The sequence below is a fragment of the Nonomuraea sp. WAC 01424 genome (assembly GCF_003947315.1).
Lineage (GTDB): Bacteria > Actinomycetota > Actinomycetes > Streptosporangiales > Streptosporangiaceae > Nonomuraea > Nonomuraea spiralis.
The window spans coordinates 657,246-683,986 of the sequence record NZ_QHHZ01000001.1; the positions used below are offsets into that span (position 1 = coordinate 657,246).

General features: G+C 69.0%; 23 protein-coding genes and 1 tRNA gene. 10 read left to right on the forward strand and 14 right to left on the reverse strand.

The window, feature by feature from the left end:
- Positions 1–126: 126 nt before the first annotated feature.
- From DMB42_RS03135 to polA, 4 genes are all read right to left on the reverse strand, one after another.
- Positions 127–1,248, reverse strand: coding sequence for an epoxide hydrolase family protein (locus tag DMB42_RS03135; protein WP_125630336.1), 1,122 nt, complete (start codon positions 1,246–1,248; stop codon positions 127–129).
- Between the two features lie 120 nt (positions 1,249–1,368).
- Entirely contained in the window at positions 1,369–2,850 is a 1,482-nt protein-coding gene (gene rpsA / locus DMB42_RS03140) for a 30S ribosomal protein S1 (protein ID WP_125631182.1), read from the reverse strand.
- Positions 2,851–3,042: 192 nt separating this feature from the next.
- Positions 3,043–4,146, reverse strand: coding sequence for a polysaccharide deacetylase family protein (locus tag DMB42_RS03145; protein WP_125630338.1), 1,104 nt, complete (start codon positions 4,144–4,146; stop codon positions 3,043–3,045).
- A 117-nt stretch (positions 4,147–4,263) separates the two neighbouring features.
- Entirely contained in the window at positions 4,264–6,954 is a 2,691-nt protein-coding gene (gene polA / locus DMB42_RS03150; RefSeq protein WP_125630340.1) for a DNA polymerase I, read from the reverse strand.
- Between the two features lie 131 nt (positions 6,955–7,085).
- Here polA and DMB42_RS03155 point away from each other — a divergent pair, with 131 nt between their 5' ends.
- The 6 genes from DMB42_RS03155 to DMB42_RS03180 all read left to right on the forward strand — a co-directional run bounded on the left by DMB42_RS03155 (position 7,086) and on the right by DMB42_RS03180 (position 12,367).
- Positions 7,086–7,436: a PaaI family thioesterase gene (locus DMB42_RS03155; protein ID WP_125631184.1), complete on the forward strand. Its 351-nt coding sequence runs from the start codon at positions 7,086–7,088 to the stop codon at positions 7,434–7,436.
- Between the two features lie 389 nt (positions 7,437–7,825).
- Positions 7,826–9,115 (forward strand): branched-chain amino acid ABC transporter permease, encoded by a 1,290-nt coding sequence (locus tag DMB42_RS03160; RefSeq protein ID WP_260477448.1) that lies wholly within the window; start codon positions 7,826–7,828, stop codon positions 9,113–9,115.
- A 16-nt stretch (positions 9,116–9,131) separates the two neighbouring features.
- Positions 9,132–10,130: a branched-chain amino acid ABC transporter permease gene (locus tag DMB42_RS03165; RefSeq protein ID WP_125630342.1), complete on the forward strand. Its 999-nt coding sequence runs from the start codon at positions 9,132–9,134 to the stop codon at positions 10,128–10,130.
- Complete coding sequence (locus DMB42_RS03170) at positions 10,120–11,058, forward strand: ABC transporter ATP-binding protein (RefSeq protein WP_125630344.1); 939 nt, start codon at positions 10,120–10,122, stop codon at positions 11,056–11,058. The genes DMB42_RS03165 and DMB42_RS03170 overlap by 11 nt, the downstream gene beginning before the upstream one ends.
- Positions 11,055–11,906 carry an ABC transporter ATP-binding protein gene (locus DMB42_RS03175; RefSeq protein ID WP_396980835.1) on the forward strand — a complete coding sequence of 284 codons (852 nt, stop codon included), beginning with the start codon at positions 11,055–11,057 and terminating at the stop codon, positions 11,904–11,906. The genes DMB42_RS03170 and DMB42_RS03175 overlap by 4 nt, the downstream gene beginning before the upstream one ends.
- A 59-nt stretch (positions 11,907–11,965) precedes the next feature.
- Positions 11,966–12,367 (forward strand): hypothetical protein, encoded by a 402-nt coding sequence (locus DMB42_RS03180; RefSeq protein WP_125630346.1) that lies wholly within the window; start codon positions 11,966–11,968, stop codon positions 12,365–12,367.
- A gap of 47 nt (positions 12,368–12,414) precedes the next feature.
- Here DMB42_RS03180 and DMB42_RS03185 read toward each other — a convergent pair whose 3' ends face one another.
- Positions 12,415–13,710 (reverse strand): ABC transporter substrate-binding protein, encoded by a 1,296-nt coding sequence (locus DMB42_RS03185; protein ID WP_125630348.1) that lies wholly within the window; start codon positions 13,708–13,710, stop codon positions 12,415–12,417.
- 325 nt (positions 13,711–14,035) lie between these two features.
- On the opposite strand from DMB42_RS03185, the gene DMB42_RS03190 reads away from it, so the two are divergent.
- Entirely contained in the window at positions 14,036–14,749 is a 714-nt protein-coding gene (locus tag DMB42_RS03190; RefSeq protein WP_125630350.1) for a hypothetical protein, read from the forward strand.
- 3 nt (positions 14,750–14,752) lie between these two features.
- Here DMB42_RS03190 and DMB42_RS03195 read toward each other — a convergent pair whose 3' ends face one another.
- The 3 genes from DMB42_RS03195 to DMB42_RS03205 all read right to left on the reverse strand — a co-directional run bounded on the left by DMB42_RS03195 (position 14,753) and on the right by DMB42_RS03205 (position 18,321).
- Positions 14,753–16,060 carry an ABC transporter substrate-binding protein gene (locus DMB42_RS03195; protein WP_125630352.1) on the reverse strand — a complete coding sequence of 436 codons (1,308 nt, stop codon included), beginning with the start codon at positions 16,058–16,060 and terminating at the stop codon, positions 14,753–14,755.
- 232 nt (positions 16,061–16,292) lie between these two features.
- The gene (locus DMB42_RS03200) at positions 16,293–17,585 is read right to left on the reverse strand and encodes an ABC transporter substrate-binding protein (RefSeq protein WP_125630353.1); all 1,293 of its coding nucleotides are present in this window, start codon (positions 17,583–17,585) and stop codon (positions 16,293–16,295) included.
- Between the two features lie 151 nt (positions 17,586–17,736).
- Positions 17,737–18,321 carry an ANTAR domain-containing response regulator gene (locus tag DMB42_RS03205; RefSeq protein WP_260477449.1) on the reverse strand — a complete coding sequence of 195 codons (585 nt, stop codon included), beginning with the start codon at positions 18,319–18,321 and terminating at the stop codon, positions 17,737–17,739.
- A gap of 88 nt (positions 18,322–18,409) precedes the next feature.
- On the opposite strand from DMB42_RS03205, the gene DMB42_RS03210 reads away from it, so the two are divergent.
- Positions 18,410–18,482, forward strand: a tRNA-Leu gene (locus DMB42_RS03210).
- 97 nt (positions 18,483–18,579) lie between these two features.
- Here the strand turns inward: DMB42_RS03210 and DMB42_RS03215 are convergent.
- Entirely contained in the window at positions 18,580–19,173 is a 594-nt protein-coding gene (locus DMB42_RS03215; protein WP_125630355.1) for a TIGR03086 family metal-binding protein, read from the reverse strand.
- Positions 19,174–19,384: 211 nt separating this feature from the next.
- Between DMB42_RS03215 and DMB42_RS03220 the strand changes: the two genes are divergently transcribed.
- Entirely contained in the window at positions 19,385–19,807 is a 423-nt protein-coding gene (locus DMB42_RS03220) for a pyridoxamine 5'-phosphate oxidase family protein (protein WP_125630357.1), read from the forward strand.
- Between the two features lie 25 nt (positions 19,808–19,832).
- On the forward strand, positions 19,833–20,795 hold the full coding sequence (dapD, locus tag DMB42_RS03225; protein ID WP_125630359.1) for a 2,3,4,5-tetrahydropyridine-2,6-dicarboxylate N-succinyltransferase: 963 nt from the start codon (positions 19,833–19,835) through the stop codon (positions 20,793–20,795).
- 66 nt (positions 20,796–20,861) lie between these two features.
- Here the strand turns inward: dapD and pyk are convergent, their stop codons facing one another.
- The 5 genes from pyk to DMB42_RS03250 form a co-directional block, all read right to left on the reverse strand.
- Complete coding sequence (pyk, locus tag DMB42_RS03230; RefSeq protein WP_125630361.1) at positions 20,862–22,292, reverse strand: pyruvate kinase; 1,431 nt, start codon at positions 22,290–22,292, stop codon at positions 20,862–20,864.
- A 35-nt stretch (positions 22,293–22,327) separates the two neighbouring features.
- The gene (locus DMB42_RS03235; protein WP_125630363.1) at positions 22,328–22,678 is read right to left on the reverse strand and encodes a DUF2784 domain-containing protein; all 351 of its coding nucleotides are present in this window, start codon (positions 22,676–22,678) and stop codon (positions 22,328–22,330) included.
- Positions 22,675–24,378: a S8 family serine peptidase gene (locus tag DMB42_RS03240; protein WP_260477450.1), complete on the reverse strand. Its 1,704-nt coding sequence runs from the start codon at positions 24,376–24,378 to the stop codon at positions 22,675–22,677. Before DMB42_RS03240 ends, DMB42_RS03235 begins: the two co-directional genes overlap by 4 nt.
- 223 nt (positions 24,379–24,601) lie before the next feature.
- A complete protein-coding gene (locus DMB42_RS03245; protein WP_125630365.1) occupies positions 24,602–26,053 on the reverse strand; it encodes an MDR family MFS transporter in 1,452 nt (483 codons plus the stop codon).
- 91 nt (positions 26,054–26,144) lie between these two features.
- Positions 26,145–26,726 carry a TetR/AcrR family transcriptional regulator gene (locus DMB42_RS03250; RefSeq protein WP_125630367.1) on the reverse strand — a complete coding sequence of 194 codons (582 nt, stop codon included), beginning with the start codon at positions 26,724–26,726 and terminating at the stop codon, positions 26,145–26,147.
- Positions 26,727–26,741: the final 15 nt, after the last annotated feature.

The following is a 26,741-nucleotide window of genomic DNA, read 5'->3' on the forward strand; positions in this document are numbered from 1 at the left end:
GGCCGTCTTCGCAGGTGGAGGAGTCCCGAAAGCTCGCCAGGTAAAATCTGGCGCCCGCCCGGCGGGCCTGCGTGCGTTCGAGGCTCAGAACGGCTCGAGCGGCTCGAGGTCAGAGCCACTCGGGGCTCAGAGCATGCCGAAGAAGGTCCGCACGCCCGCCACGACCGTCTCCGGGGCGCTCAAACCCACCATGTGGCTGGGGCTGACGGCCTCCCCCCACCACCGGAGGTCGTTCTTGCGCGCGGCGATGCGGCGCATGACCTCCGGCCCGCCGTGGGAGACGCCGGTCGGCACCTCGCGCTGGTCGATCGGCAGCCCGGCGGCCCCTTCGTAGTAGGGCCAGGACGAGGAGCCGCCGGTGCCGGTCAGCCAGTACAGGGTGGCGTTGGTCAGCACGAGGTCCCGATGGACCGGCTCCTCCAGCGGCGACCAGCCGTCGAACTCCTTGAACCGCTCCACCAGGTACGCCAGCTGCGCCACCGGCGAGTCGGCGAACCCGTGGGCCAGCGTCTGGGGCCGTTTGGCCAGGTAGGGGCCGTACCCGCTGCCGCCGGTGGTCCACGCGGTCAGCTCGGCGAGCTGGGCCAGTTCGTCCTCCTCCAGCCCGTCCAGCTCCCCGGGCGCGCCGGTGGGGATGCCGAGCCCGGCGGTGATGAGCGAGCCCACCACGTGCTCGCTGTCGTACGCGGCGAGCTGGGGCGTCACCAGGGCCCCGGCGTCGTTGCCGTGGGCGCCGTACCGGTCGTAGCCCAGGCGGGACATCAGCTCGGCCCAGGTCCGCGCCACGCGCGCGATGCTCCACGGCCGCTCGTCCGGCGGGTCGGGGAACGGCGAGAAGGCGAACCCGGGCAGCGAGGGCGCCACGACGTGGAAGGCCGTGGCCGGGTCGAGCCCGTACGCCCGGGGGTCGGTGAGCGGCCCGACGACCTCGGCATACTCCACGAACGAGCTCGGCCAGCTGTGCGTGAGGACGAGCGGCAGCGCGTGCGGCTCGGGCGAGCGGACGTGCACGAAGTGGATCGTCTGCCCGTCGATCACGGTGGTGTACTGGTCGAAGGCGTTGAGCCTGGCCTCCTGGGCCCGCCAGTCGAACGCGCCGGCCCAGTATGCGACCAGCTCGCGCAGGTAGTCGACCGGCACGCCCCGGTCCCATCCGCCGGGGAGCGGCCCGGCCCACCGGGTGCGGCGCAGCCGATCGTCGAGGTCGTCGAGGTCGGCCTGCGGGATGTCGATGCGAAACGGTGTCATGGAGGGAACCCTAGGAACCCTCGCGGCAAGGTTCCTTCCGCGATGGACAGGCCGTTCTGGCGAATGACGTGAAAAAGCCCCGCACGGGAGACCCGTGCGGGGCTGATTCAAGGCTGAGCCTTAGCTCTGGCCACCCGCGAGCTTCTCGCGGAGGGCAGCGAGCGCCTCGTCAGAGGCGAGCGCGCCGCTGGCCGGAGCCGACGACGAGCTGCCCGACGGAGGAGCGGTCTCGCCGCTGTAGGACGAGGGAGCGGCCTCGCCGGCCTCCGCCTCGGCCTTGCGGGCCTCCTCGATCTGCTTGCGGTGAGCCTCGAAGCGCGTCTGGGCCTCGGCGTACTGCCGCTCCCACTCCTCACGCTGCTTGTCGAAGCCCTCGAGCCACTCACCGGTCTCCGAGTCGAAGCCCTCGGGGTAGATGTAGTTGCCCTGGTCGTCGTACGTGGCCGCCATGCCGTAGAGGGTCGGGTCGAACTCGACCTCGGTCCCCACGCCCTCGTTGGCCTGCTTCAGCGAGAGGCTGATGCGACGACGGTCGAGGTCGATGTCGATGATCTTCACGAAGATCTCGTCGCCGACCTGGACGACCTGCTCCGGGATCTCCACGTGGCGCTCGGCCAGCTCGGAGATGTGGACCAGGCCCTCGATGCCCTCCTCGACCCGGACGAACGCACCGAACGGCACCAGCTTGGTGACGCGACCCGGCACGACCTGACCGATCTGGTGGGTACGGGCGAACTGCTGCCACGGGTCTTCCTGCGTGGCCTTGAGCGACAGGGAGACGCGCTCGCGCTCCATGTCGACGTCGAGGACCTCGACCGTGACTTCCTGGCCCACCTCGACGACCTCGGACGGGTGGTCGATGTGCTTCCAGGACAGCTCGGACACGTGGACCAGACCGTCGACCCCGCCGAGATCGACGAAGGCGCCGAAGTTGACGATCGAGGACACGACGCCCTTGCGGACCTGGCCCTTCTGCAGGGTGTTGAGGAACGTCTGGCGCACCTCGGACTGCGTCTGCTCCAGCCAGGCGCGGCGGGAGAGAACCACGTTGTTGCGGTTCTTGTCGAGTTCGATGATCTTCGCCTCGAGCTCGCGGCCGACGTACGGCTGCAGATCGCGGACGCGTCGCATCTCGACCAGGGAGGCGGGGAGGAAGCCGCGCAGGCCGATGTCGAGGATGAGACCACCCTTGACGACCTCGATGACGGTACCGGTGACGATGCCGTCCTCGTCCTTGATCTTCTCGATCGTGCCCCAGGCGCGCTCGTACTGCGCACGCTTCTTGGACAGGATCAAGCGGCCCTCTTTGTCCTCCTTCTGGAGAACCAGGGCCTCGACGTGCTCGCCGACTTCCACGACGTCAGCAGGGTCGACATCGTGCTTGATCGAAAGCTCGCGCGAGGGGATGACACCCTCGGTCTTGTAGCCGATATCGAGAAGGACCTCGTCTCGATCGACCTTGACGACGGTGCCCTCGACGATGTCGCCGTCGTTGAAGTATTTGATGGTCTCGTCGATCGCTGCGAGGAAGGCTTCCTCGGACCCGATGTCGTTGACCGCTACCTGCGGGGTGCTCGAGGTGGCCTCAGTGCTGGACGTCATGTGTGGAATTGCTCCGAACGCGGACAGGATGTCGATGTGGCGGATGCGCGGCAGGCCCTCTTCCGCATCAAGCCGAGGAATTACGACATCGACGTGACCGAGCGCGAGCCCGCTCCGTCTGAGGCGCGCGCGAGCCCACAGCGCAGCGATCAGCATATGAGACCTTGGCCACGGGGTCAATCCGGGGACACATCAGTATGCGATGATCTGGGACTCCCGCTTGGGGTTGATATTACCCCTTAGTTTCCCCGGGATGGAGATCCGCCCGGGATCCCCGTCGGAGACGTAGCGCTCACCAGGGTGCTTGTTCAGCCACTCCAGCCAGTACTGCGAGCACCACTTGCGGCATTCGCCCCGCTTGCCGTTGCTCTGGATCCGCTGGATCGCTCCAGGGTCGAACTTTTTCGCGTAGGGCGAAAGAGACGGCTCGGCTCCGGCGAGGAACACGCCCGCGAAATCATAACGGGTGCCGTCCCACGAGCCGGTACGGGCCAGCTTCTTGGGCCGCGGCAGCGACCCGTACGGCAGGGCCAGGGTCTTGTCGGGCGGCGCGCCCACCTTCTTGAGCAGGCGTTCCAGCCGGACGATCTGCTCGCGGACCTTCTTCTTGCCGAGCCTGCGCAGGTCGGGGTGCGACCAGGTGTGGTTGGCGACCTCGAAGCCGTGGTCGACCAGCCACCGCACGGCCGCCGTCTGCCGCTCCCGGTCACGCAGCCCGAACGGCTCGCGCGTGACCCAGAACGTCGCGGTCGGCCGGAAGGAGGGATATCGGGCGGCCACGTCGAGGAGCACGCCCACGGCGGTGTCGGGCTTGGGGTTGCCGGAGGCGTCGAGCGCGAGATGACTCGGATGCCCGTCGTCGAACGTCAGCACCACGGGGAAACGCCCGGCCGGCACCTTGATGTCGCCGGTGACGAACTCTCTGGCCGTGATGGGCACGTAGCCCTGCTTGGCCAGCTTCTCCAGCTCTTTCCTGAGCTGGGCGGGCGTACGGTCGATCGAGGCCACGCGCTTGCGCAGGATCCGGTGGTACATGATGACCGGCACGAGGCCCGCCTCGTTGGCGCGGACCTGGCGGGCGAACTCGGGGGTGGCGACCACGCCGGGAGGCTGGGAGGCGTCCGAGGGCCGCGCCTGCGGGGGCGTGACGGGGGCGCTCAGGCCGACCCTGGCCGACGCCTTGGGGGTAGCGGGGGTCTCACCGTCAGGTAAGAGGCTCAGCCCGGCGATGGCCACGGTCACGACCGCCACGTTCGCGATGGCGATGATCCGCGTGTAAGAGGCTGGTACCCGCACGAAACTCCCGGCTACTCGGCTAAAAGTGTCTTCAGCGTAGACGAGAAGCCCAGGAGACGGCGGGGCCTCGCCGTTCACGAAATGTCGGACTGCCCCGCCGTATCCGGATAAACATCATCAGTGGCCGGCGTCCTGCCACGTACGCCCGACGCCCACCGAGACCTCCAGCGGCACGCGCAGGCTGTAGGCGGCGTTCATCTGGTCGCTGACGAGCTGCCGCAGCGTCTCCAGCTCGCCCGGCGCGACCTCGAACACCAGCTCGTCATGGACCTGGAGCAACATCCGGGAGGCGAGCCCCTCCTCGGCGATGGCCTGGCGGACGTGGAGCATGGCGACCTTGATGATGTCGGCCGCCGAGCCCTGGATGGGGGCGTTGAGCGCCATGCGCTCGGCCATCTCCCGGCGCTGGCGGTTGTCGCTGGTCAGGTCGGGCAGGTAGCGGCGGCGGCCCATGATGGTCTCGGTGTAGCCGTCGGTGCGCGCCTGGGCCACGATGGCCTGGAGGAAGTCGCGTACGCCGCCGAACTCGGTGAAGTACTCCTCCTTCAGCGCCCGCGCCTCGGCGACCGGGATGTTGAGCTGCCCGGACAGGCCGAAGTCGGACAGGCCGTAGGCCAGGCCGTAGTTCATCGCCTTGATCCGGGCCCGCAGCTCGGAGTCGATCTGCTCGGGCGGCAGGTCGAACACCCGGGCCGCGGTGGCCTGGTGGAAGTCGTGGCCCGACTCGAAGGCGGCGATCAGCGACTCGTCGCCCGACAGGTGGGCCATGATGCGCAGCTCGATCTGGCTGTAGTCGGCCGTCAGCAGCCGCTCGTAGCCCTCGCCCACCACGAAGCCCTGCCGGATGCGGCGGCCCTCGGCGGTGCGGATCGGGATGTTCTGGAGGTTGGGCTTCTCCGAGGACAGGCGGCCGGTCGCGGCGATGATCTGGTTGAACGTGGTGTGGATGCGCCCGTCGTCGGCGACCTCCTTGATCAGACCCTCGACCGTGGTGCGCAGCTTCTGCTGGTCACGGTGGCGCAGCATGATCGTCGGCAGCTCGTGCTCGGTCTGGGTGGCGAGCCAGGCGAGCTGGTCGGCGTCGGTGCTGTAGCCGGTCTTGATCTTCTTCGTCTTGGGCAGGTTGAGCCGGGTGAACAGGATCTCCTGGAGCTGCTTGGGCGAGCCCAGGTTGAACTGCTCGCCGACCGAGCGGTGGGCCTCCTCGACGGCGTGCTTGACCGCCGCGCCGAACTCGGCCTCCAGGCCCGCGAAGTATTCGCTGTCGACGGCGATGCCGGCCCGCTCCATCTCGGCCAGCACCGACAGCAGCGGCAGCTCGACGTCGGCCAGGAGCTGGGTGCCGCCGCGACCGGCCAGGAAACCCTCCAGGGAGTCGGCCAGCTCGCGCACCGCGTGGGCGCGCAGCGCGAGGTCCTTGGCCGGGGCGTCCTCGTCGTCGCCGAACAGCGCGGCCTGGCCGCCGGACTCCTCCTCGGCCCGCAGGTCGCGGTGGAGGTAGCGCCTGGCCAGGTCTTCCAGCGCGAACGTGCGCTGGCCCGGCATGGCGAGGTAGGCGGCCAGCGCGGTGTCGCAGCTCAGCCCGCGCAGCTCCATGCCCTGGGCCCACAGGGCCAGGATCGGGCCCTTGGCGTCGTGGACGGCTTTGGGCCTGCTCGCGTCGCCCAGCCAGGCCCGCAGCGCCGCCTCGTCGCCCTCGGTGAGCTTGACGGGGTCGATGTGGGCGGCGGTGCCGTCGGGCGAGGCGACGGCGATGGCGTCGATGCGGCCCGTGCCGCTGCCGTAGGAGCCCTTGAAGGCCAGCCCGGCGCGGCCCTGCGGCAGCGCCGACAACCAGCCGGCCACGCGGTCGGGGCCGAGGATCACGGTCTCGACCTCGAAGCCCTGCTCGGGCTCGGCCTCGCCGGTGCCGAGCACCTTGAAGACACGCTCGCGCAGCTCGCCGCGGATCTGCAGGGTGTCGAACAGCTTGTTGATCTCCTCGCGCTCCCACCCGCCCTGCGTGAGGTCGCCGAGCTCGACGTCGAGCGGCACGTCGCGCAGCAGCTCGGTCAGGCGGCGGTTCATCAGCACCTGGGCGACGTGCTCGCGCAGCTTCTCGCCGACCTTGCCCTTGACCTCGTCGACGCGGTCGACCAGCGCGGTCAGCGAGCCGAACTCGCGCACCCACTTGGCCGCGGTCTTCTCGCCGACGCTGGGGATGGACAGCAGGTTGTCGCTGGGGTCGCCGCGCAGCGCGGCGAAGTCGGGGTATTGGACGGGGGTCAGGCCGTACTTCTCCTCGACCGCCTCGGGCGTGAACCTGGTCATGTCGCTGATGCCGCGGCGCGTCATCAGGACGGTGACGTGCTCGTTGACGAGTTGCAGCGCGTCGCGGTCACCGGTGACGATCAGGACGTTCATCCCCTGATCGGCCGCGCGGGTGGCGAGGGTGGCGATCAGGTCGTCGGCCTCGAAGCCCGCCTTGGACAGGTGGGGGATGCGCAGCGTGTCGAGAAGCTCGTAGATGAGCTGCATCTGACCGCGGAAGTCTTCCGGGGTCTCGCTCCTGTTGGCCTTGTAGTCGGAGTATTCCTCGTGGCGGAACGTCGGCTCCGACCTGTCGAAGGCCACCGCCACATGGGTCGGCTGCTCGTCGCGCAGGATGTTCGTCAGCATCGAGGTGAACCCGTAGACCGCCTCGGTGTGCTGACCGTCGGTGGTCATGAGGTTGGCGTCTTTGAGCGCGTAGAAGGCGCGGTAGGCCAGGGAATGCCCGTCAAGCAGCAACAGGCACGGGCGGCTGGGGGTCACTTCACTCTTCGGCACGTACGCAGCCTAGTCTGCGTCAACGACAGAAAACCCGAGCTCGGAAGAGTGGAGAGATCCCCTTGACGCAGACCGACCCCTTCGACTTCTCGGCGTACGGCGCGGTGCACAAGGGCACGCTGCCCGACCGTATGGGCATCGAGTTCGTCGAGGCCGGCGCCGAGCGCGTCGTCGGCAGGATGCCGGTCGAGGGCAACACCCAGCCCTACGGCCTGCTGCACGGCGGCGCGTCGGTGGTGCTGGCCGAGACGCTGGGCTCGGTGGCCGCGGCGATCCACGCCGGCCCCGACCGCATCGCCGTGGGCATCGAGATCAACGCCAGCCATCACCGTTCGGCGACCTCCGGGTACGTGACCGGCGTCGCGACGCGGTTGCACGGCGGGCGCACCCTGGCGACGTACGAGATCGAGGTCACCGACGAGGAGGGACGGCGGGTGTGCACCTCCAGACTGACGTGCATGCTGCGTGACCGGCGCCCCTGAGGTCACTTTGATCGAACCTTTGCGCATCGGCCCCATCGATCGCTACGGTTGTCCGAACAGAGCCCGCGGGGAGGCCCGGTAGATAACGTGTACGGCCGGGGAAGCCCTACATGGCCCCAAAGGCCGCTCCGCGGGCTCGTCCACGTTTTCTTCTCTTCGTTACCGTTTCGTTCTCCGCCCGGCCAGGCGTCTTCCCTCATTTAGCCCCTGACCTGCCGCGTTGTTTCCTCACATGTGTGCCACACGCATGTCACTAATTGGTGACGAACCATACTGAAACGGGCGTCTGCGGAATAAGCTCCCGCCATTGCATCCCAGTTGTGCCTGCGATGCGCGCGTGTCGAGATGGAGGGGTACAACCCCGCCTTGACCTATTTGAGGGAGCACCATTGCGCAGAGCCGTGATCGCGTTCACGGCCTTCCTGGGTGGACTCATCTTCCTGCTCGCCGCCCCCGCCCAGGCGGGGCCGGCCGGATGCCAGGGTTTGAAGGGGACGCTCAAACTCCAAGGCCAGCCAGTGAACGGCGTAAAAATCGCCGTGACCACCGAGGGCGGACAACCCGTCAAGGAGGTCACAACAAACGCACAAGGCACGTGGGACGTCCCGACCGACAAGGGCAAGTTCAAGGTGACCCTGGATGTCGGCAGCCTTCCGAAGAACGCCGAGGTGCGCGGGGGCAACAACGTCCGCACGCCGACGGTCTTCGAGGGCAACTGCTCCACCGTCCTGTTCGCGTTGCAGGCCAAGGGTGTGGCCGGGCAGCCCGCGGGCGGCGAGGAGAGCGAGCAGAGCGGGTTCTGGGACCAGGCGGCGCAGCTCACGTTCGAGGGGTTCAACCTCGGCCTGATCATCGCCCTGGCCGCGCTCGGCCTGTCGCTCATCTACGGCACGACCGGCCTGACCAACTTCGCCCATGGTGAGCTGGTCACGCTCGGCGCGATCTTCGCATACATGTTCAACGTGGGATTCGGGATCCATCTCATCCCGGCGACGGTGCTCGCCGTGCTGCTCGCGGGCCTGTTCGGCTACGGGCAGGACCGCCTGTTCTGGGGCCAGCTCCGCAGGCGCGGCACCGGCAACATCGCCATGATGATCATCTCCATCGGCTTCGCGCTCGTCCTCCGCTACGTCATGCTGATCTTCTTCGGCGGCCAGAACGAGGCCTACGCCCAGTACACCGCCCAGCCGGGCTTTCAGATCGGGCCGATCTCCGCCGCTCCCAAGAACTTCGTGGCGATGGGCATCGAACTGGTGGTGCTGATCGCCGTCGGCATCGCGCTGCTGCGCACCCGTACCGGCAAGGCGGCCCGCGCCGTGGCCGACAACCCCGCGCTCGCGGCCTCCTCGGGCATCAACGTCGACCGGGTCATCCGGATCATCTGGACCCTGGGCGCCGCCATCGCCGGTCTGGCCGGCGTCATGCTCGGCCTCTCGCAGAACCTGAAGTTCACGATGGGCCAGGACATCCTGCTGCTCATCTTCGCCGGCGTCACGCTCGGCGGCCTCGGCACAGCGTTCGGCGCCCTGGTCGGGTCACTCGTGGTCGGCCTGTTCATCCAGGTCTCGACGCTGTGGGTGCCGCCCGAGCTGAAGAGCGTCGGCGCGCTGGCCGTGCTCATCATCGTGCTCCTCGTCCGGCCCCAGGGCATCCTGGGCCGCCGCGAGCGAATCGGCTGATCGGGGGAGGATCAGAATGGACTGGATCACGATCATCAGCACGACGCTCAAGGCCGCCGTCGGCGTCGAGACCGTGCTGTACGCGCTCGCCGCCATCGGCATCAACATCCAATTCGGCTACACCGGCCTGCTCAACTTCGGTCAGGCGGCGTTCATGGGCGTGGCGGGCTACGGCCTGGCCGTCACGGTCGTCGTCATCGGCCTGCCCTTCTGGGTCGGCGTCGTGGTCGGCGTCGTCGCCGCCGCGATCCTGGCTCTGCTGCTCGGCATCCCCACGCTGCAACTGCGCGCCGACTACCTGGCCATCGTCACCATCGCGGCCGCCGAGATCGTCCGGCTCGTCTTCCGCTCGGTGGCCTTCAAGGACGTCTTCACCGGCTCGGACGGCCACCGCGGCTTCTCCGACGGCTTCTACGCGCTCAACCCCTACTCCGCGGGCGAGTACGGCTTCAACCTCGGCCCCGTCCCGCTGTTCTTCAACCACCGCGTGTTGTGGGTGCTGACCGTCGGCTGGGTGCTCATCGCGCTGTGCTGCGTGCTGGTCTACCTGCTGATGAAAAGCCCCTGGGGCCGCGTGCTGAAGGCCATCCGCGAGGACGAGGACGCCGTGCGCAGCCTCGGCAAGAACGTCTTCTCCTACAAGATGCAGTCGCTGGTCCTGGGCGGCGTCGTCGGCAGCCTGGGCGGCTTCATCTACGGCCTGGCCTACGCCTCCATCCAGCCCGACGTGTTCGGCACGGAGACGACCTTCTACGCGTACACGATGGTCATCCTCGGCGGCGCGGCCCGCGTCCTCGGCCCGGTCCTCGGCGCGTCGATCTTCTGGGTGCTGCTCGTCCTCATCTACAACACCCTCACGGACGCCGTCGGCGCCGGGATCATCACGTTCATGGACACGAACCAGGTGGGCGCCGTCCGGTGGATCCTGGTCGGCCTCGGACTCATCCTGTTGCTCATCTTCCGGCCGCAGGGCATCTTCGGTGACAAGAGGGAGATAGCAATCGATGCACGCTGAAACCACGGCCACCGACCGCAAGGCCGCGGCGCTGGCCGTCTTCAAGGACCTGGCCCGCGAGCCGGGTGTGCCCAAGCCGGACCCGATCCTCACCGTCGACAACGTCGTACGCCGCTTCGGCGGCCTGACCGCGGTCGAGGTCGGCCACGTCGAGATCCAGCGGGGTTCCATCACCGCGCTGATCGGCCCCAACGGCGCCGGCAAGACGACCTTCTTCAACCAGCTCACCGGCTTCGACACGGCCGACGCGGGTTCGTGGACGTTCAACGGGCGCAACATGAACGGGGTGCCGGCCCACAAGGTCGCCCGCGCGGGCATGGTGCGCACCTTCCAGCTCACCAAGGCGCTGTCCCGCCTGACCGTGATGGAGAACATGCGCCTCGGCGCCCAGCAGCAGAAGGGCGAGACCTTCTGGCGGGCGCTGTTCCCGAGCATGTGGCGCGGCCAGGAGGACGAGATCACCGCCCGCGCCGAGGAGCTGCTCGAACGCTTCAAGCTGGCCGCCAAGCGGGAGGACTTCGCCGGGTCGCTGTCCGGCGGCCAGCGCAAGCTGCTGGAGATGGCCCGCGCGCTCATGGTCCAGCCTGAGCTGGTCATGCTGGACGAGCCCATGGCGGGCGTGAACCCGGCCCTGACCCAGTCGCTGCTCGGCCACGTCAAGGACCTGCGCGAGCAGGGCATGACGGTGCTGTTCGTCGAGCACGACATGGACATGGTCCGCGACATCAGCGACTGGGTGATCGTCATGGCTCAGGGGGCCGTCATCGCCGAGGGCCCGCCCGAGACGATCATGTCGGACGAGCGCGTGATCGACGCCTACCTCGGCGCGCACCACGACGCCCCGCTGTCGGACACCGAGCTGGAGGCCCAGCTGCAGGAGGCGGAGGCGGCGCTGGAGGCCGAAATCGAAGAGGAGACGCAGAAGTGAGCGACGTCCCCGAGACCGCCCCCGAGACCGCCTCTGAGAGCGCCGAGGCGGCCGCCGTGGCCGCTGCGGAGGCTCCGGAGTCGAAGGCGGCGGTCACCGACCGCAGCGCGCACCTGGAGGGCGCAGCGGACGCCGTGCTGCGGTGCGACGAGCTGATCGCCGGCTACCTGCCGGGCGTCAACATCCTCAACGGCTCCGACCTCTACGTCAAAGAGGGCGAGCTGATCGGCATCATCGGCCCCAACGGCGCCGGCAAGTCGACGCTGCTGAAGGCCATGTTCGGGCTGGTCAACATCCGCAGCGGCACGGTGCTGCTCAAGGGTGAGAACATCACGAACATGAAGGCGCACGCGCTGGTCTCCCGCGGCGTCGGCTACGTGCCGCAGACCAACAACGTCTTCCCCAGCCTCACCATCGAGGAGAACCTGGAGATGGGCGCCTTCCAGGTGCCCGGCAAGTTCAAGGAGCGCTTCGAGTTCGTGGCCGAGCTGTTCCCGGCGCTCAAGGAGCGGCGCAAGCAGCGCGCGGGCTCCCTGTCCGGCGGTGAGCGGCAGATGGTGGCCATGGCCAGGGCGCTCATGACCGAGCCGTCGGTGCTGCTGCTCGACGAGCCGTCGGCCGGCCTGTCGCCCAAGCTCCAGGACCTGGTCTTCATCCAGGCCCAGCAGATCAACAAGGCGGGCGTGACGGTGATCATGGTGGAGCAGAACGCCCGCCGCTGCCTGCAGATCTGCCACCGCGGCTACGTGCTCGACCAGGGCCGCAACGCCTACACCGGCACCGGCAGGCAGCTCGCCAACGACCCGAAGGTCATCGAGCTGTACCTGGGCACGCTGGCCAAGGCGTAACCGGATCGAACGGAGAAGGGGCTCCCCCCGGGCCCCTTCTCCGTTTTTTAATGAGCGTTGTGAAGCGATTGGTGACAGTGGCGCTCATCCTGCCCGTTCTGCTCGTCGGCTGCCAGGAGGACGCCTCCTCGGCCCAGAAGTACAGCACCGGCGGCGACCCCACCGACAGCCCGTGCGCGCGCGTGGTCTCGGCCATCGGGTACGCCGGCCTGATGCTCAAGCCCAAGGGCCAGGAGGAGCAGCAGTACTTCGAGGACGCCGTCATCGGCCGGCTGGCCGAGCTGCGCGGCATCACGCTCCAGTTCGGCGACCGGCTGCCGGCCTCGCTGCACGCGGCCGTACAGCGCGTCAAGGAGGCCACCGCGGGCCTGTCCAGGAACGACGTGCCGCACGAGCGCCAGGTCGCGCTGCTCAAGCAGTACCGGACGGCCGCCGACCAGATCGTGGCCGGGTGCGCATGACGAAAGGGCCCGATCCTCGCGGACCGGGCCCTTCGCGGGAACGCTGATCAGCCGGAGATGTTACCGGTGCGGTACTCCAGCGCCTTGGTGGCGTACTTGTTGTCCTTGCCGTACTGGTAGATGCCGATGGTGGCGACGGCGGGGTCGCCGGCGTCGTTGAACTCGACCGGGCCGCTCACGCCGTCGTAGTCGATGTCCTTGCCGGCCTTCAGCAGGTCGACGCAGGTCTTGAAGTCCTTGCACTTCTCCCCGCCCTTGCTGACCTCGGCCAGCTTGGCGGCGATGTCGACGCCCGCGTCGCTCTTGGCGGCCTCGGCGGCCAGCGCGAGCAGGTTCATCGCGTCGTAGGACTCGGGGGCGTAGCTGTAGTCCTCCAGCTTGGGGTTGACGGCGAGGAGCTGCTTCTGGAACTCCTCCGGGGCCGCCGCGCCCGGGATCGTGCCCTTCACGCCGTCGAGGGTGCCCTTGGGCATCTTGACGTAGTTCGTGTTGGAGGTGTTGCCGTCGACCATGTACCACTTGTGCTTGTCGGCCGGCAGACCCTGCTTGACCAGCTCCTGGATGACCTTGGCGGTCTCCTCGAAGCCGATCAGCACGATGCCCTTGGGGTTCTTGGCCTTGATCTTGGCCACGTCGGCGGAGAAGTCGGCCGCCTTGGGGTCGTAGTCGACCCGCTCGACGACCTCGCCGCCGCCGTCGGTGACCGTCTTCTGCACCTGGTCGGCCAGGCCGGTGCCGTAGGAGTCCTGCATGGCCAGGATGCCGACGGTGTCGTTGCCGTCGGACACCACCAGGTCGCCGAGCACGCGGCCCTGCAGCTTGTCCGGCGGCGAGGTGCGGAAGTACAGGCCCTTGTCCTCGATGGTGGTGAACTTGTCGGAGGTGTTGGCCGGCGAGAAGTGGATGACGCCCGCGCCCGTGATCTTGTCGATCACCGACTCCGACACCGAGGAGGACGCGGCGCCGATGATGGCGTCGGCCTTCTGGGCCAGGAGCTTGTCCACCGACTGCGAGGCGATGTTCGTGGTGGTGTCGCCGGAGTCGGTGTCGTACTTGGTGACGGGCTTGCCCAGGACGCCGCCGGCCTCGTTGATCTCCTTGATGGCCAGGTCGACGCCGGCGAACTCGGGCGGGCCGAGGAAGGCCAGCGAACCGGTCTGGGGCAGCAGCGTGCCGATCGTGAGAGTACCGTCGCCCTTGGCCGCGGGGGCAGACGAGGACGGGGCGGCCGGTTGCGAACTCTGCGTGGCGGTGTTGCTGCCGCCACCGCCGCAGGCAGTCAGGGCCAGACTCGCGGCTGCCGCGACGGCCAGGAAGCGCCCTGCTGGAGCAATGCGGATCATGAAGTGTCTCCTTCATTTCCAGGCCGGGATCGTCAGCACCGCCGAGCGCTCCCGATCGAATGACGGAAACGTACAAAATCGTTGCGGACTCCAACCAGATGGCGTGATGAACTGTCGGCACTTGGATGCGGAGTCGTAATCAGTCCTCAACTTACGGACCTGCGCTAGCAGGCTTAATGTGCGTCGGGTGAAGCGAATTTCGCCTGTCCTAGTCACGGCGGTCCTTCTTGCCGGGTGCACCGCTTCCCCGCCGGCCCCGCCGCCTTCCTCGGATCCTCCCGCCGGCGTATCGGTCACGCTGGAGCAATGGCGTTCGGACGAGCCCGTGCACGCGCTGGAGGTGGCCGTCCGTAATACCGCCGGCATACCCGTGTATTTCGCCGACGTCCAGCTCGTGACGCCGTCGTTCAAAACGTTGCCGCCGCAAAAGGCCGACGCGACGATCAAGCGGACCGAGCGCACCGATCTGCGCATCACCTACGGTCCGGCGAACTGCCTGCCCACGGGCCTGCCGCAACTCCAGCCGGCCACCGTCGTGGCCAACATCCGGGCCGGGTCGGAGCAGCCGCGCCGGGTGGTGTTCAAGGTGCCGCACCCGAGCCCTCTGCTGACCCGGCTGCTGCGGGACGAATGCTCGGAGTTCCTCGTCAAGGAGGCCGCCGGCATCGAGTTCGGCCCCGACTGGAAGCAGGTGGGCAAGGCGATGCGGGGCAAGCTGGTGGTCACGCGGCGCGGCGTCGGCAAGGTGACGCTGACCGAGCTCGACGGCACCACGCACTACATCATCACGCCGGACGCCCCCAAGCGGCCCGTCGACGAGCTGGAGGCCGGGCAGCAGCGGCTGGAGGTGCCGGTCACGCTCACCCCCGGCCGCTGCGACCCGCACGCCTTCGCCGAGGCCAAGAAGGCGTTCCTGTTCCCGGTGCGGGCCACCGTGGACGGGGGGCCCGAGCGGGTGGTGATCGTGGTGCCGCCCAAGCCGCTGCAGGATCGGCTGATCCAGTACTCGTTGCGCGTGTGCGGCCTGGGCGGCGGGTGAGGGTCAGCCCTCGATGTTGCCGGTACGGTACTCCAGCGCCTTGGAGGCGTACTTGTTGTCCTCGCCGTACTGGTAGACGCCGATGGTGGCCACGGCGGGGTCACCGGCGTCGTTGAACTCGATCGGACCGCTGATGCCGTCGTAGTCGATGTCCTTGCCGGCCTTCAGCAGGTCGGCGCACTCCTTGAAGGTCTTGCACTTCTCGCCGCCCTTGCTGACCTCGGGCAGCTTGGCGGCGATGGACTTGCCGCTGTCGTCCTTGGCCGCCTCGGCCGCCAGGGCGATGAGGATCGTGGCGTCGTACGACTCCGCGGCGTAGGTGAAGTCCTCGAGCTTCGGGTCGATCTCCAGGAGCTTCTTCCTGAAGTCCTCCGGGGCCTCGGCGCCGGGGATGGTGCCCTTGACGCCCTTGAGCGTGCTCTTGGGCATCTTGAGGTAGTTGGTGTTCGACATGTTGCCGTCCACCATGTACCACTTGACCTTGTCGCTGGTCAGGCCCTGCTTGACGAGCTCCTGGATGACCTTAGCGCCCTCCTCGAAGCCGATCAGCACGACCGCCTTCGGGTTCTTGGCCTTGATCTTGGCGACGTCCGCGGAGAACTCGGCCGCCTTCGGGTCGTAGTCCACACGCTCCACGACGCTGGCGCCGGCCGCCTCGGCGGTCTTGGTCACCTGGTCGGCCAGGCCGGAGCCGTAGGAGTCCTGCATGGCCAGGATGCCGATGGTGTCGTTGCCGTCGGCGGCGATCAGGTCGCCGAGCACGCGGCCCTGGAGCTTGTCCGGCGGCGCGGTACGGAAGTACAGCCCCTGGTCGCTGAGGGTGGTGAACTTGTCGGAGGTGTTGGCGGGCGAGAACTGCACCACGCCGGCACCGGTGACCTTGTCGATGATCGACTCCGACACCGACGAGGAGGCGGCGCCGATGATGGCGTCGGTCTTCTGCGCGATCAGCTTGTCCACCGACTGCGAGGCCACGTTGGTGGTGGTGTCACCGGAGTCCGTGTGGATCTTGGTGACCGGCTTGCCGAGCACGCCGCCCGCGTCGTTGATCTCCTTGACGGCCTGGTCGACGCCGGCGAACTCGGGCGGGCCGAGGAAGGCCAGCGAACCGGTCTGCGGCAGGACGGTGCCGATCGTCAGCGTGCCGTCGCCCTTGGCCGCGTCCGTCTGGGCGGCCGGGGCCGATGAGGACGGCGCCGCGGACGTGGTCTGCTGCGCGGCCGTGTCGCCACCGCCGCCACAGGCCGTCAGGGCCAGACTCGCGGCTGCCGCGACGGCCAGGAAGCGCCCTGCTGGAGCAATGCGGATCATAAAAGAGACTCCCCTTATTCCCAGCGGGGGAACGATCTCCCTCGCTGCGTTTTCCGAGCTCAGCATGCCTCTTTGGCGGGGAGATGTGGGGGATTCGGGTACTTTTATGCTAATTTGTAATGTCGCAATCACTCTCTGTAATTGCATGTTTCATCAGCGTTACGGTCATGACTCCATATGAACCACTCCAGCCCGAAATTTCCGGACTGGGGTGGTTCTATGGCGGGTTGGTCTAGCCGGCGATGTTGCCCTTGCGATATTCGATCGCCTTGGCCGCGTCGTACTTGTTGTCCTTGCCGTACTGGTAGACGCCGATCGTGGCCACCGTCGGGTCACCCGCGTCGTCGAAGTCCACCGGGCCGCTCACGCCGTCGTAGTCGATGTCCTTGCCCGCTTTGAGCAGGTCGGCGCACGACTTGAAGTCCTGGCACTTCTCGCCGCCCTTGCTGACCTCGATCAGCTTGGGGCCGAGCGCGGTGCCCGCGTCGTCCTTGCCCGCCTCGGCGGCCAGCGCGATCAGCGTCGCCGCGTCGTACGACTCGGCGGCGTAGGTGTAGTTCGTCAGCTTCGGATCGATCGCCAGCAACCGCTTCTGGAACGCCTCGGGCGCCGCCGCCCCCGGGATCGTGCCCTTGACGCCCGCCAGCGTGCCCTTGGGCATCTTGAGGTAGTTGGAGTTCGACATGTTGCCGTCCACCATGTACCACTTGTACTTGTCGGCCGTCAGGCCCTGCTTGACCAGCTCCTGCACGACCTTCGCCGTCTCCTCGAAGCCGATCAGCACGATCGCCTTCGGGTTCTTGGCCTTGATCTTGGCGACGTCGGCCGAGAAGTCGGCGGCCTTGGGGTCGTAGTCGACCCGTTCGGCCACCGTGGCCCCGGCCGCCTCGGCGGTCTTGGTCACCTGGTCGGCCAGGCCGGAGCCGTAGGAGTCCTGCATGGCCAGGATGCCGAGCGTGTCGTTGCCGTCGGCGACCACCAGGTCACCCAGGACCCGCCCCTGCAGCTTGTCCGGCGGCGCGGTACGGAAGTACAGCCCCTGGTCGTTGATCGTGGTGAACTTGTCGGAGGTGTTCGCCGGCGAGAACTGCACCACGCCCGCCCGGGTGACCTTGTCGATGATCGACTCCGACACCGACGAGGACGCCGCGCCGATGATCGCGTCGGCCTTCTGGCTGAGCAGCTTGTCCACCGACTGCGAGGCGATGTTGGTCGTGGTGTCGCCCGAGTCGGTGTCGATCTTCGCCACCGGCTTGCCGAGCACGCCACCGGCCTCGTTGATCTCCTTGAGCGCCAGATCGACCCCGGCGAACTCGGGTGGCCCCAGATAGGCCAGGTTGCCCGTCTGCGGCAGCACGGTGCCGATCGTGAGCGTGCCGTCCCCCTTGGCCGCGGCGGCCGAGGAGGGTTTCGCGGATGTGGAGCCTGTGGCGCCCGTTCCGGCGGTCGTGCCCCCGGTCGAACATGCCGCCAGTGCCAGGCTCGCCGCTGTGGCGACGGCCAGCGCGCGGGAAATGCGGATCATCGAAAGCGTCTCCGTTCGAGATGAGCGGACCTTCCGTCCGCCCATCAGCATGCGCCGGGACGCCTGCGCCGAAAGAAGCCGAAGCCGGTTGGATGCCCAGTCGTGACCGCGCCACAACCCGCGGGGCTAAATCACCTGATATACGCCCTATTCACGCCCGCTCGGCCGCGTCGTCTATAACGATCTGAGCAACCTCCCGCATGCTCAGCCGCCGGTCCATCGACGCCTTCTGGATCCACCGGAACGCCTGCGGCTCCGTCCAGCCGTGCTGCGCCATCAACTGGCCCTTGGCCCGCTCGACCAGCTTCCGGGTCTCCAGGCGCTCCGAGAGGCTGGAGACCTCTGCGCTCAGCGCCACCATCTCCTCGTGCCTGCTGACCGCCATCTCGATCGCCGGCACCAGATCGGCCTTGGTGAACGGCTTGACCAGGTAGGCCATCGCCCCCGCGTCACGGGCCCGTTCCACCAGGTCACGCTGGGAGAAGGCGGTGAGGATGAGACACGGCGCGACCCGGTCGGCCACGATGCGCTCGGCCGCCGAGATGCCGTCGAGCACGGGCATCTTCACGTCGAGGATGACGAGGTCGGGCCGCAGCTCGGCGGCGAGCTGGATCGCCTGCTCCCCGTCACCGGCCTCGCCCACGACGACGTAACCGTCCTCCTGGAGCATCTCCTTGAGGTCCAGGCGGATCAGGGCCTCGTCTTCCGCGATCACTACTCGCCGCTGCGTACTCACGAGCAGAAGAGTACAGACGTCCGGTAGATTAGATCCACGCCGGTGCGGCCTCGGGCATCACGCCACGAGATCGCCGACCGGCGGAGCCGCCCCGGTAGACCAACGGCAGAGTCGATGGCCTCAAAATCCATACAGTGTGGGTTCGAATCCCACCCGGGGCACCGGCCTTACCGCCCGGCCCCTCCACAGGCCGGGCGGTTCGCTTTTCCCCGCCCATGACTGCCGGGTCGACACCCGGGCCCGAAATGTTGACCGGGGTCAGGGCGTCCACGAGGGGCTGCGGCCCAGCATGGCGACCACGCGGTCGAGGGCCGTGGCGTCCTCGCCCGGCTCGACCCCGGCCAGGAACGCCTTCCCGGCGCCGCGCGAGACGGGCGTGTCGGGCACCTGCGCGGCCAGCGGGAGTGCGGCCTCGGCGAGGTCGTCCTCGACGTTCGGCGGCACTCCCAGCGCCTTGGCGAGGTCCCAGTCGTGCACGACGCAGTCGATGAAGTGGAAGCCGATCGCCATCGCCGCCGGGAACGGGCCGCCGTCGCGGATCTCGGGCAGGAAGAACGACCGGTCGAGCACGCCGTCCGCGGCGAAGGCGGCGACGACGGCCTGCGCCGAGGCGGCGTACTCGGCCACCGGGTCCTCGCCCAGCGGGCTCGGCCGCCAGCTCGGCAAGTCCGTACGCGCGCCCGAGGCGGCCAGGGCGAACCCGTGGTTCTGCACGATCTGGTGTTCCAGCAGGTCGCGGACGGCCCATCCCGTACAGGGGGTCGGCAGGTCGAGGTCGGCGGGCTTGATCGTGGCGACCAGGTCGGCGGTGGCGCGTACCGACCGCCGGTTGAGCTCGATGATGTCTACCAAGGCACTGTCCCGTCATCGTCGAAGAACCCACCTGTGGCCCGTACGGCCCGGGGGTGGCCAACCTGACGATGATGGCGGCCCCTCCGGCGGGGTGCGACTGTTTTTCGGCGGCGGGCCCTCAGACGCGCTCGGGCGGCGGGATTTCGCAGGCGGATCGCCGGGAATAGTCCTGTGTGACGAGTTATGACGGCCGAGACGGGGGTGGCGCGGGATGTCCTTGAGCGTGACCGAGCGGGAGGCGTTCCTGACCGAGCCGCACATCGCGAGCCTGGCCGTGGACTCGGGCGCGGGGCGCGCGCCGCTCGCCGTGCCCGTCTGGTACGACTACAGCCCCGGCGGCGAGATCAGGTTCCTGACCGACAGCGAGTCGCACAAGGCCAGGCTGGTGGCGAAGGCGGGCCGGTTCTCGATGCTGGTCCAGCGGGCCAGCCCGACCTACCGGTACGTGTCGGTCGAGGGCCCGGTGGTGCGCTCCGATCCCACGACGATCGAGGAGCTGACCCGGATCGCCTCCCGCTACCTGCCGCCCGAGGCGGTGTCGGGCTACGTGCAGGGCTCGGACCTGCACGTCCTGGTGACGTTCCGGATGCGGCCCGAGCGGTGGCTGTCGGCCGACCTGGGATCCCTGGGCTGATCGGACGACCGGTATTTTTGGCTGTGTGACTGCTTTCGATCCCACCTCGACCGGCGCGTTCGGCGTCGGCCTCGCGACCATCGCCGACGACGGCACCGTTCTCGACACCTGGTTCCCGGCGCCCGAGCTGGGCGAGCCGCCTGCCACGGGCACCGAGCGGCTCTCCGCCGAGGAGGCCGGCGAGCTGGCCGCGCTGACCGGCCGCGACGCGGCGCGGGGCGTGGAGGTGGTGGCGGTGCGTACGGGCGTCGCCAAGCTCTCAGAGCCCCCCGTGGACGCGCACGACGTCTACCTGCGGCTCCACCTGCTCTCCCACCGCCTGGTACGCCCCCACGGCGTCAACCTGGACGGCCAGTTCGGCCTGCTGGCCAACGTGGTGTGGACCAACTTCGGGCCGTGCCCGGTGCCGGGCTTCGAGCGGACGCGGCTGCGGCTGCGGGCCAAGGGCGCGGTGACGGTCTACGGGGTGGACAAGTTCCCGCGCATGGTCGACTACGTGCTGCCGGAGGGCGTGCGCATCGCCGACGCCGACCGGGTGCGGCTGGGCGCCCACCTGGCGTCGGGCACGGTGGTCATGCACGAGGGCTTCGTGAACTTCAACGCGGGCACGGTGGGCACCTCGATGGTCGAGGGGCGCATCTCGGCGGGCGTGGTGGTCGGCGACGGGTCCGACGTGGGCGGCGGCGCCTCGATCATGGGGACGCTGTCGGGCGGCGGCAAGCAGGTCATCTCGATCGGCGAGCGCTGCCTGCTGGGCGCGAACGCCGGCATCGGCATCTCGCTGGGCGACGACTGCGTGGTGGAGGCGGGCCTCTACGTGACCGCGGGCACCCAGGTGACGCTGCCCGACGGGAAGGTGGTCAAGGCCGCGGAGCTGTCGGGCTCGAACGGCGTACTGCTGCGCCGCAACTCCCGGACGGGCGCCGTGGAGGCCCTCCCCCGCACCGGCTCGGGCATCACCCTGAACGCCGCCCTGCACGCCCACTGAAACCGCGAGCCCCCTCCGCGGGAGCTCGCGCGGGCACGCGAGCTCGCCTCGGAGGGGGCGCGAGAGTCAGTTGGCGTGGGAGACGGCCGAGCCGATGGTGTGGACGCGCAGGGCGTTGGTGCTGCCCGGCGTGCCGGGAGGCGAACCGGCCACGATGACCACCTTGTCGCCCTTCTCCAGCCGTCCGAGCGACAGCAGCGACGCCTCCACCTGCCGCACCATGTCGTCGGTGTGGTGCACGAACGGCACGTGGAACGTCTCCACGCCCCACGTCAGCGAGAGCTGCCCGCGCACGTGCGGGGCCGAGGTGAAGGCCAGCAGCGGGATCGGCGAGCGGTAGCGGGCCAGACGGCGGGCCGTCTCCCCCGACATGGTGAACGCGATCAGCGCCTTGGCGCCCACGATCGCCCCGACCTCGGCCGCCGCCCTGGCGATGGCGCCGCCGGTGGTCTCCGGCATGCGCTCCAGGGTGTGGGTGGCGTGCAGGGACGACTTCTCGGCGGCGCAGGCGATGCGGTCCATCGTCGAGACGGACTCGATCGGGTAGCTGCCGACCGACGTCTCGCCCGACAACATGACCGCGTCGGCGCCGTCCATGACGGCGTAGGCGACGTCGGAGGCCTCGGCGCGGGTGGGGCGCGGGGCGCTCATCATGGAGTCGAGCATCTGGGTGGCCACGATGACCGGGCGGGCCTTCTCCCGGCACAGCTCGATGATGCGCCGCTGCACGATCGGCACCTGCTCCAGCGGCAGCTCGACGCGGAGGTCGCCGCGGGCGACCATGATGCCGTCGAACGCCTCGACGATCTCGGGCAGGCGCTCGACGGCCTGCGGCTTCTCGATCTTGGCGAGCAGCGGCAGGCGTACGGCCTCCTGCTCCATGATGTTGCGCACCACGTCGGCGTCGGAGGGACGGCGGACGAAGGAGAGCGCGATCATGTCGAAGCCGGTGCGGAGCGCCCAGCGCAGGTCGGCCTCGTCCTTGTCGGTGAGGGCGGGGGCGCTGACGTTGATGCCCGGCAGGTTGAGGCCCTTGTTGTTGGAGATCATGCCGCCGATGACGACGCGGGTGATGACACGGTCGCCGTCGACGCGGGTGGCCTCCAGGACGAGGCGGCCGTCGTCGACCAGGATCGTGTCACCGGGACGCACGTCGCCGGGCAGGCCCTTGTAGGTGGTCGAGACCTGCTCGCGGTCTCCGGGAACGTCTTCGGTGGTGATGGTGAAGACGTCGCCGAAGCCGAGGCGCACCGGCCCTTCCTCGAAGGTGCCGACGCGGATCTTGGGGCCTTGAAGGTCGGCGAGCACGCCTACGCCGCGGCCGAGGTCGGCCGCCACCTCCCTGACCCGGTCGTAGACCTCTCTGTGCATGTCATGGTCGCCATGACTGAGGTTGAACCGTGCCACGTCCATGCCCGCGGAGATCAGCTCGTGGAGGCGTTCTTTGGACGAAGTGGCTGGGCCTAGGGTGCAGACGATTTTCGCGCGACGAGTCACGAGTCCTACCTTAATTGGTACAGACCACTTGGCAGTCACTGACGACGGAGAACGTACCCGACGTAGGAGAACAACACGAGAACGGCGAGTCCCAGCCGTACCAAGTTCGCGTACTGTTCAGGGTAGATCACGCCTTGGATGTAGTGGTCGACGAAGCCGCTCGGCGGCAGGCCCGGCTGCCCGGCCTTGCGCCGCGCCCAGTCCTCGACCACGGTCAGCGGGCATTCCACGCCGGTGACGAGCGAGAGCACGGCCCAGCCGACGACCGCGAGGTGGACGTAGATCGTACGCCGCCAGCGCCAGGCCAGGAACCCGCCCACGGCCAGATAGGCGAGGAAGGCGAAGTGCGCCACCATCGCCGCGTCGGCGAGCAGGCGGTACATCATGGCTCGATGGTGGCCGCCTTCCAGGCGTTCACGATGCCGTGCCCGAAGAAGCCGTTGTCGTCCTGGCCACCCTCACACTGGTGGGTCTCGCTCTCGCCGTACATCTTGTAGACGTAGGCGCGGGGCGTCGGGCAGGGCGTCGGGGTGGCGGTCCTGTAGAGCAGGTCCTCGACGGTGGCGGGGTCCATCGCCAGGCCGCCGGGGCCGGGCTTGCCGAAGCGGCTGATCAGGATCGCCGCGACGCCGGTCGCGTGCGGGGCGGCCATGGAGGTGCCGTCGAGGTACTGGTAGTAGGAGCACGAGCCCTCGTGGCAGTCGCGTACGACGTCGGCGCCCTTGGGCTTGCCGGAGGCGTCGAGCCGGCCGCCCGCCTTGAGCACGTGCTCGGGGGCGGCGGCCAGGATCGACCGGACGGCCTCGGCGCCCTTGCCGTCCAGCACGTCGCCGCCGGGCGCGGCCAGGTCGGTCTGCTCGATCCCGTAGTCGCTGTAGATGGCCTTGCGGCCGGACGGCCCCACGGCGGAGACCGAGATCACGCCCTTGGACTCGGCGGGCACGTTGACGCAGGAGTTGTCGATCTTGCGGGTCTTCTCGTCGCCGCGCGGGTAGCCGGGGCTCTGCTTGTCGACACTGGGACGTCCGAGGTCGGTCGAGCCGTTGCCGAGGGCGGAGATGAGCGTGACGCCCTTGCCGCGGGCGTAGTCGAGGGCACGCTGCATGCCGACGATGATCGCCTGCTGTTCGAGCTGCTCCTTCCTGGTGTCGGCCTTGTTGGCGGCGCAGTTGAACAGCCAGGGGTCGACGTAGTAGCTCATGTTGACGACGTCCACGCCGATGTCGCCGGCGTAGGTGAGGGCGTCCAGGCTGGGCTTGAGGAAGAAGAAGCCGGAGTCCTGGCCGGCCCTGATGCTCACGAGTTGCACGTCGGGGGCGACGCCGGCGATGCCGATGCCGTTGATCGGGGAGGCGATGGTGCTGGCGACGTGGGTGCCGTGGCCGTCGTCGTCCTCGTCCACGGGGTCCTTGCAGGAGGGGGTCTCGCAGGGGCCGTCGAGGGTCTCGCCGCGTTCGTCCTTGGGCTTGTCGATGACGAAGTTGCGGCTCAGCTCGCGGTTGAAGTTGGGGGCGATGTCGGGGTGCTTGCCGTCGATGCCGGTGTCGATGACGCCGACCAGCACCTTCTTGTTGCCGGGGGCCTTGGCGTGGGCCCGGTCGGCGCCGATCATCTTCATGTCCCACTGCAGGTGGGCCAGCGGCTCCTGGGCGGCGCCCTTGCCGCCGAGCGACCCGGCGTCGGGGAAGCGTCCGGTGGCGCGGCCCGTGGGGCGGGTGGTGTAGGAGGAGGTGGAGCCGATGCGGCGGTCGGGTGAGACGCCCACGATGGCGGGGTCGGCGCCGACGCTCTCGGCGAAGCCGTCGCCGCCGCCCTCGGTCAGTACGTAGCCGAGCTTGCCGTTCTCCTCGACGACCGTGCCGCCGGCGCGTTTGACCGCGTCCAGGGCCTGGGTCTGCTTGCCGTCGGCGTAGAAGACGAGGTTCTGGGCCTTGCCGGAGGGGGGTGCGGGCTGCGGGGAGCCGGTGGGGCCGTCCTGCGCGGGTGGCGGCCGCTCGGAGACGGCGCGGTCGTCGGCGACCGCCGAGCACGCGGTCAGGGCAGCCGCGACGGCCAGCACCATCAGGCCAGAGGCGACTCGCCGCATTGCTCCCCCATCCGCCGACTGTCGCAGAATCTGCATCTTCCCGACACTAAACGGCTGATGCAACTTACATACGAAATTTCGGCTGATGGGGGGCGAAACGGGCCCCAGGCGGTTCGCCCAGGGCCCGGCTCCCCCTGCGCGGCTCCCCCCTGCGCGGCTCCCCCTGCGCGGCTCCCCCTGCGCGGCTCCCCCTGCGCGGCTTCCCGCCAGGCTTCCCGGCCGGTCAGGTGTCGCGGTGCAGGCGCACGTTCCGCAGGCAGGTCAGCAGGACGCCACCGGCCAGCAGGATCGGCGCGATCCACAGGAAGACCCCGCCGATCGCGTCGGCGAAGGCCAGCCGCGCGGACTCGGACATCGCCCCCACCGAGCCCGGGTCCACGGCCGCCTCCCCCGGCCCCAGCCTGCCGCTGAAGACGCCGCCGAGCACCGCCACGCCGACGGCGCCGCCCACGTTCCTGGCGAAGGAGACCACCGAGGTGGCCGCGCCCCGGTCGGCGGCGGGCGCGCTGACCTGGACGGCGAGCATGAGGTTCTGCAGCACCATGCCGAGCCCGGCCCCGAACAGCACCATGTACACCCCGGACGTCACCGCCCCGGTCCCCAGTCCCATCGTCGAGAGCAGGAACCCGGCCACCGCCGCCAGCCCCGCCCCCGACACCACGACCCACTTGTACGTCCCCAGCCTGGTCACCAGGCGCCCCGCCACCGCCGAGGCCACGATCATGCCCGCCATCAGGGGAAGCAGCAGCAAGCCCGAGTTCGACGCGCTGGCCCCGCCGGCCAGTTGCAGGAAGAGCGGCAGGAAGGTGGCCGCCCCCACCAACCCGGTCGCCATGAGCACGACGGCCGCCGTGGCGATCGTGAACGTACGGTCACGGAACAGCCCGAGCGGCAACACCGGCTCCTCGGCCCGCCGTTCCACCAGCACGAACAGCACGGTCAGCAGGACCGCCCCCGCGCCCAGCCCGAGCACGACCGGCGAGGACCACGCGTACGTCGTCCCGCCCCACGAGGCGAACAACGTCAGGCAGGTCAGCACCCCGGAGATCAGCGCGGCCCCCAGCCAGTCGATCCGGTGCGGCGAGGTACGGCGCGGCAGCCGGAGCACGGCGAACGCGACCGCCAGCGCGACCGCCCCGAGCGGCAGGTTGATGTAGAAGATCCAGCGCCAGGAGATGTGCTCGGTGAGGTAGCCGCCGATGACCGGGCCGACGACGGCGGCCACGCCGATGACCGCGCCGAACAGGCCCTGGAACTTGGCGCGTTCGCGGGGCGTGGCGATGTCGGCCGAGATCGCCAGGGTCAGCACCATGAGGCCGCCGGCGCCGATGCCCTGGAAGGCGCGGAAGGCGATGAGCTGGCCCATCGTCTGGGCCAGCCCGCACAGGGCCGAGCCGAGCAGGAACAGCACGATGGCCGACAGGTACAGGCGGCGGCGGCCGTACATGTCGCTGAGCTTGCCGTAGAGGGGCGAGACGATGCCGGAGGTCAGGGAGAATGCCGTGACCAGCCACGACACGCTCTCCAGGCCGTTGAGCTCGCCCACGATGGTGGGGGTGGCCGTGGCCACCACGGTCTGGTCCACGGCGGCCAGGAACAGGCACAGCAGCAGCGAGCCCATGCTGAGCCACGGGACGCGCCGCGTTCCGGCGTCCCGTTCGATTGTCGATACCATTCAGTTGTCTCCTTGCTTCTTTCGCGAGGGCAGGAGGAATCCGCGGCGGTCGGGGGTGCCACCCCGATCGCCGCTTTCTTCTTCAGATGGGTCAGAGTCCGCGTTCGAGCAGCGCGAACGCCTCGTCGAGCAGTGTCTCCACCGGCTCGCCCGTCGCCGCCGACTCCTGGACGGCGGAGATCATCGCGCCGAAGGTGGCGATGAGCAACATCCGGGCGTGGATGCCGGTGGTGACGCCGGACCGCTCCCGTACGGCGCCGAGGACCTTCTCCATGAGCTCGGTCTGGTCGACGGCCCGCGCCCTGGCGGCCAGCTCGGGATAGCGGCTGTTCAGCTCCATGAACGGCTGCATGGTGTCCCAGATCGGCCGTATCCGCACGGCCAGCTCCCGGGCCACCGCCTTGAGCGACCGGAAGGCGGGCTCGTCGGCCGGTCGGCCGCCGAGCAGGTCGACGATGTCGTCCGGCCGCCAGACCGGCTCCATGACGAGCGCGTCCTCCTTCGAGGCGAAGTAGTTGAAGAACGTGCGCGGCGAGATGTCGGCCGCGGCGCTGACGGCCTCGACCGTCACGGCGTCGAGGCCGTGGTCGAGGGCCAGCCGCACCGCGGCCATCCGGATGGCCTGCCGCTTCTCGGCCCTCCGGCGCTCACGGCGCTGCTCCGGACTCTCCATGCCTTGCACTCTACG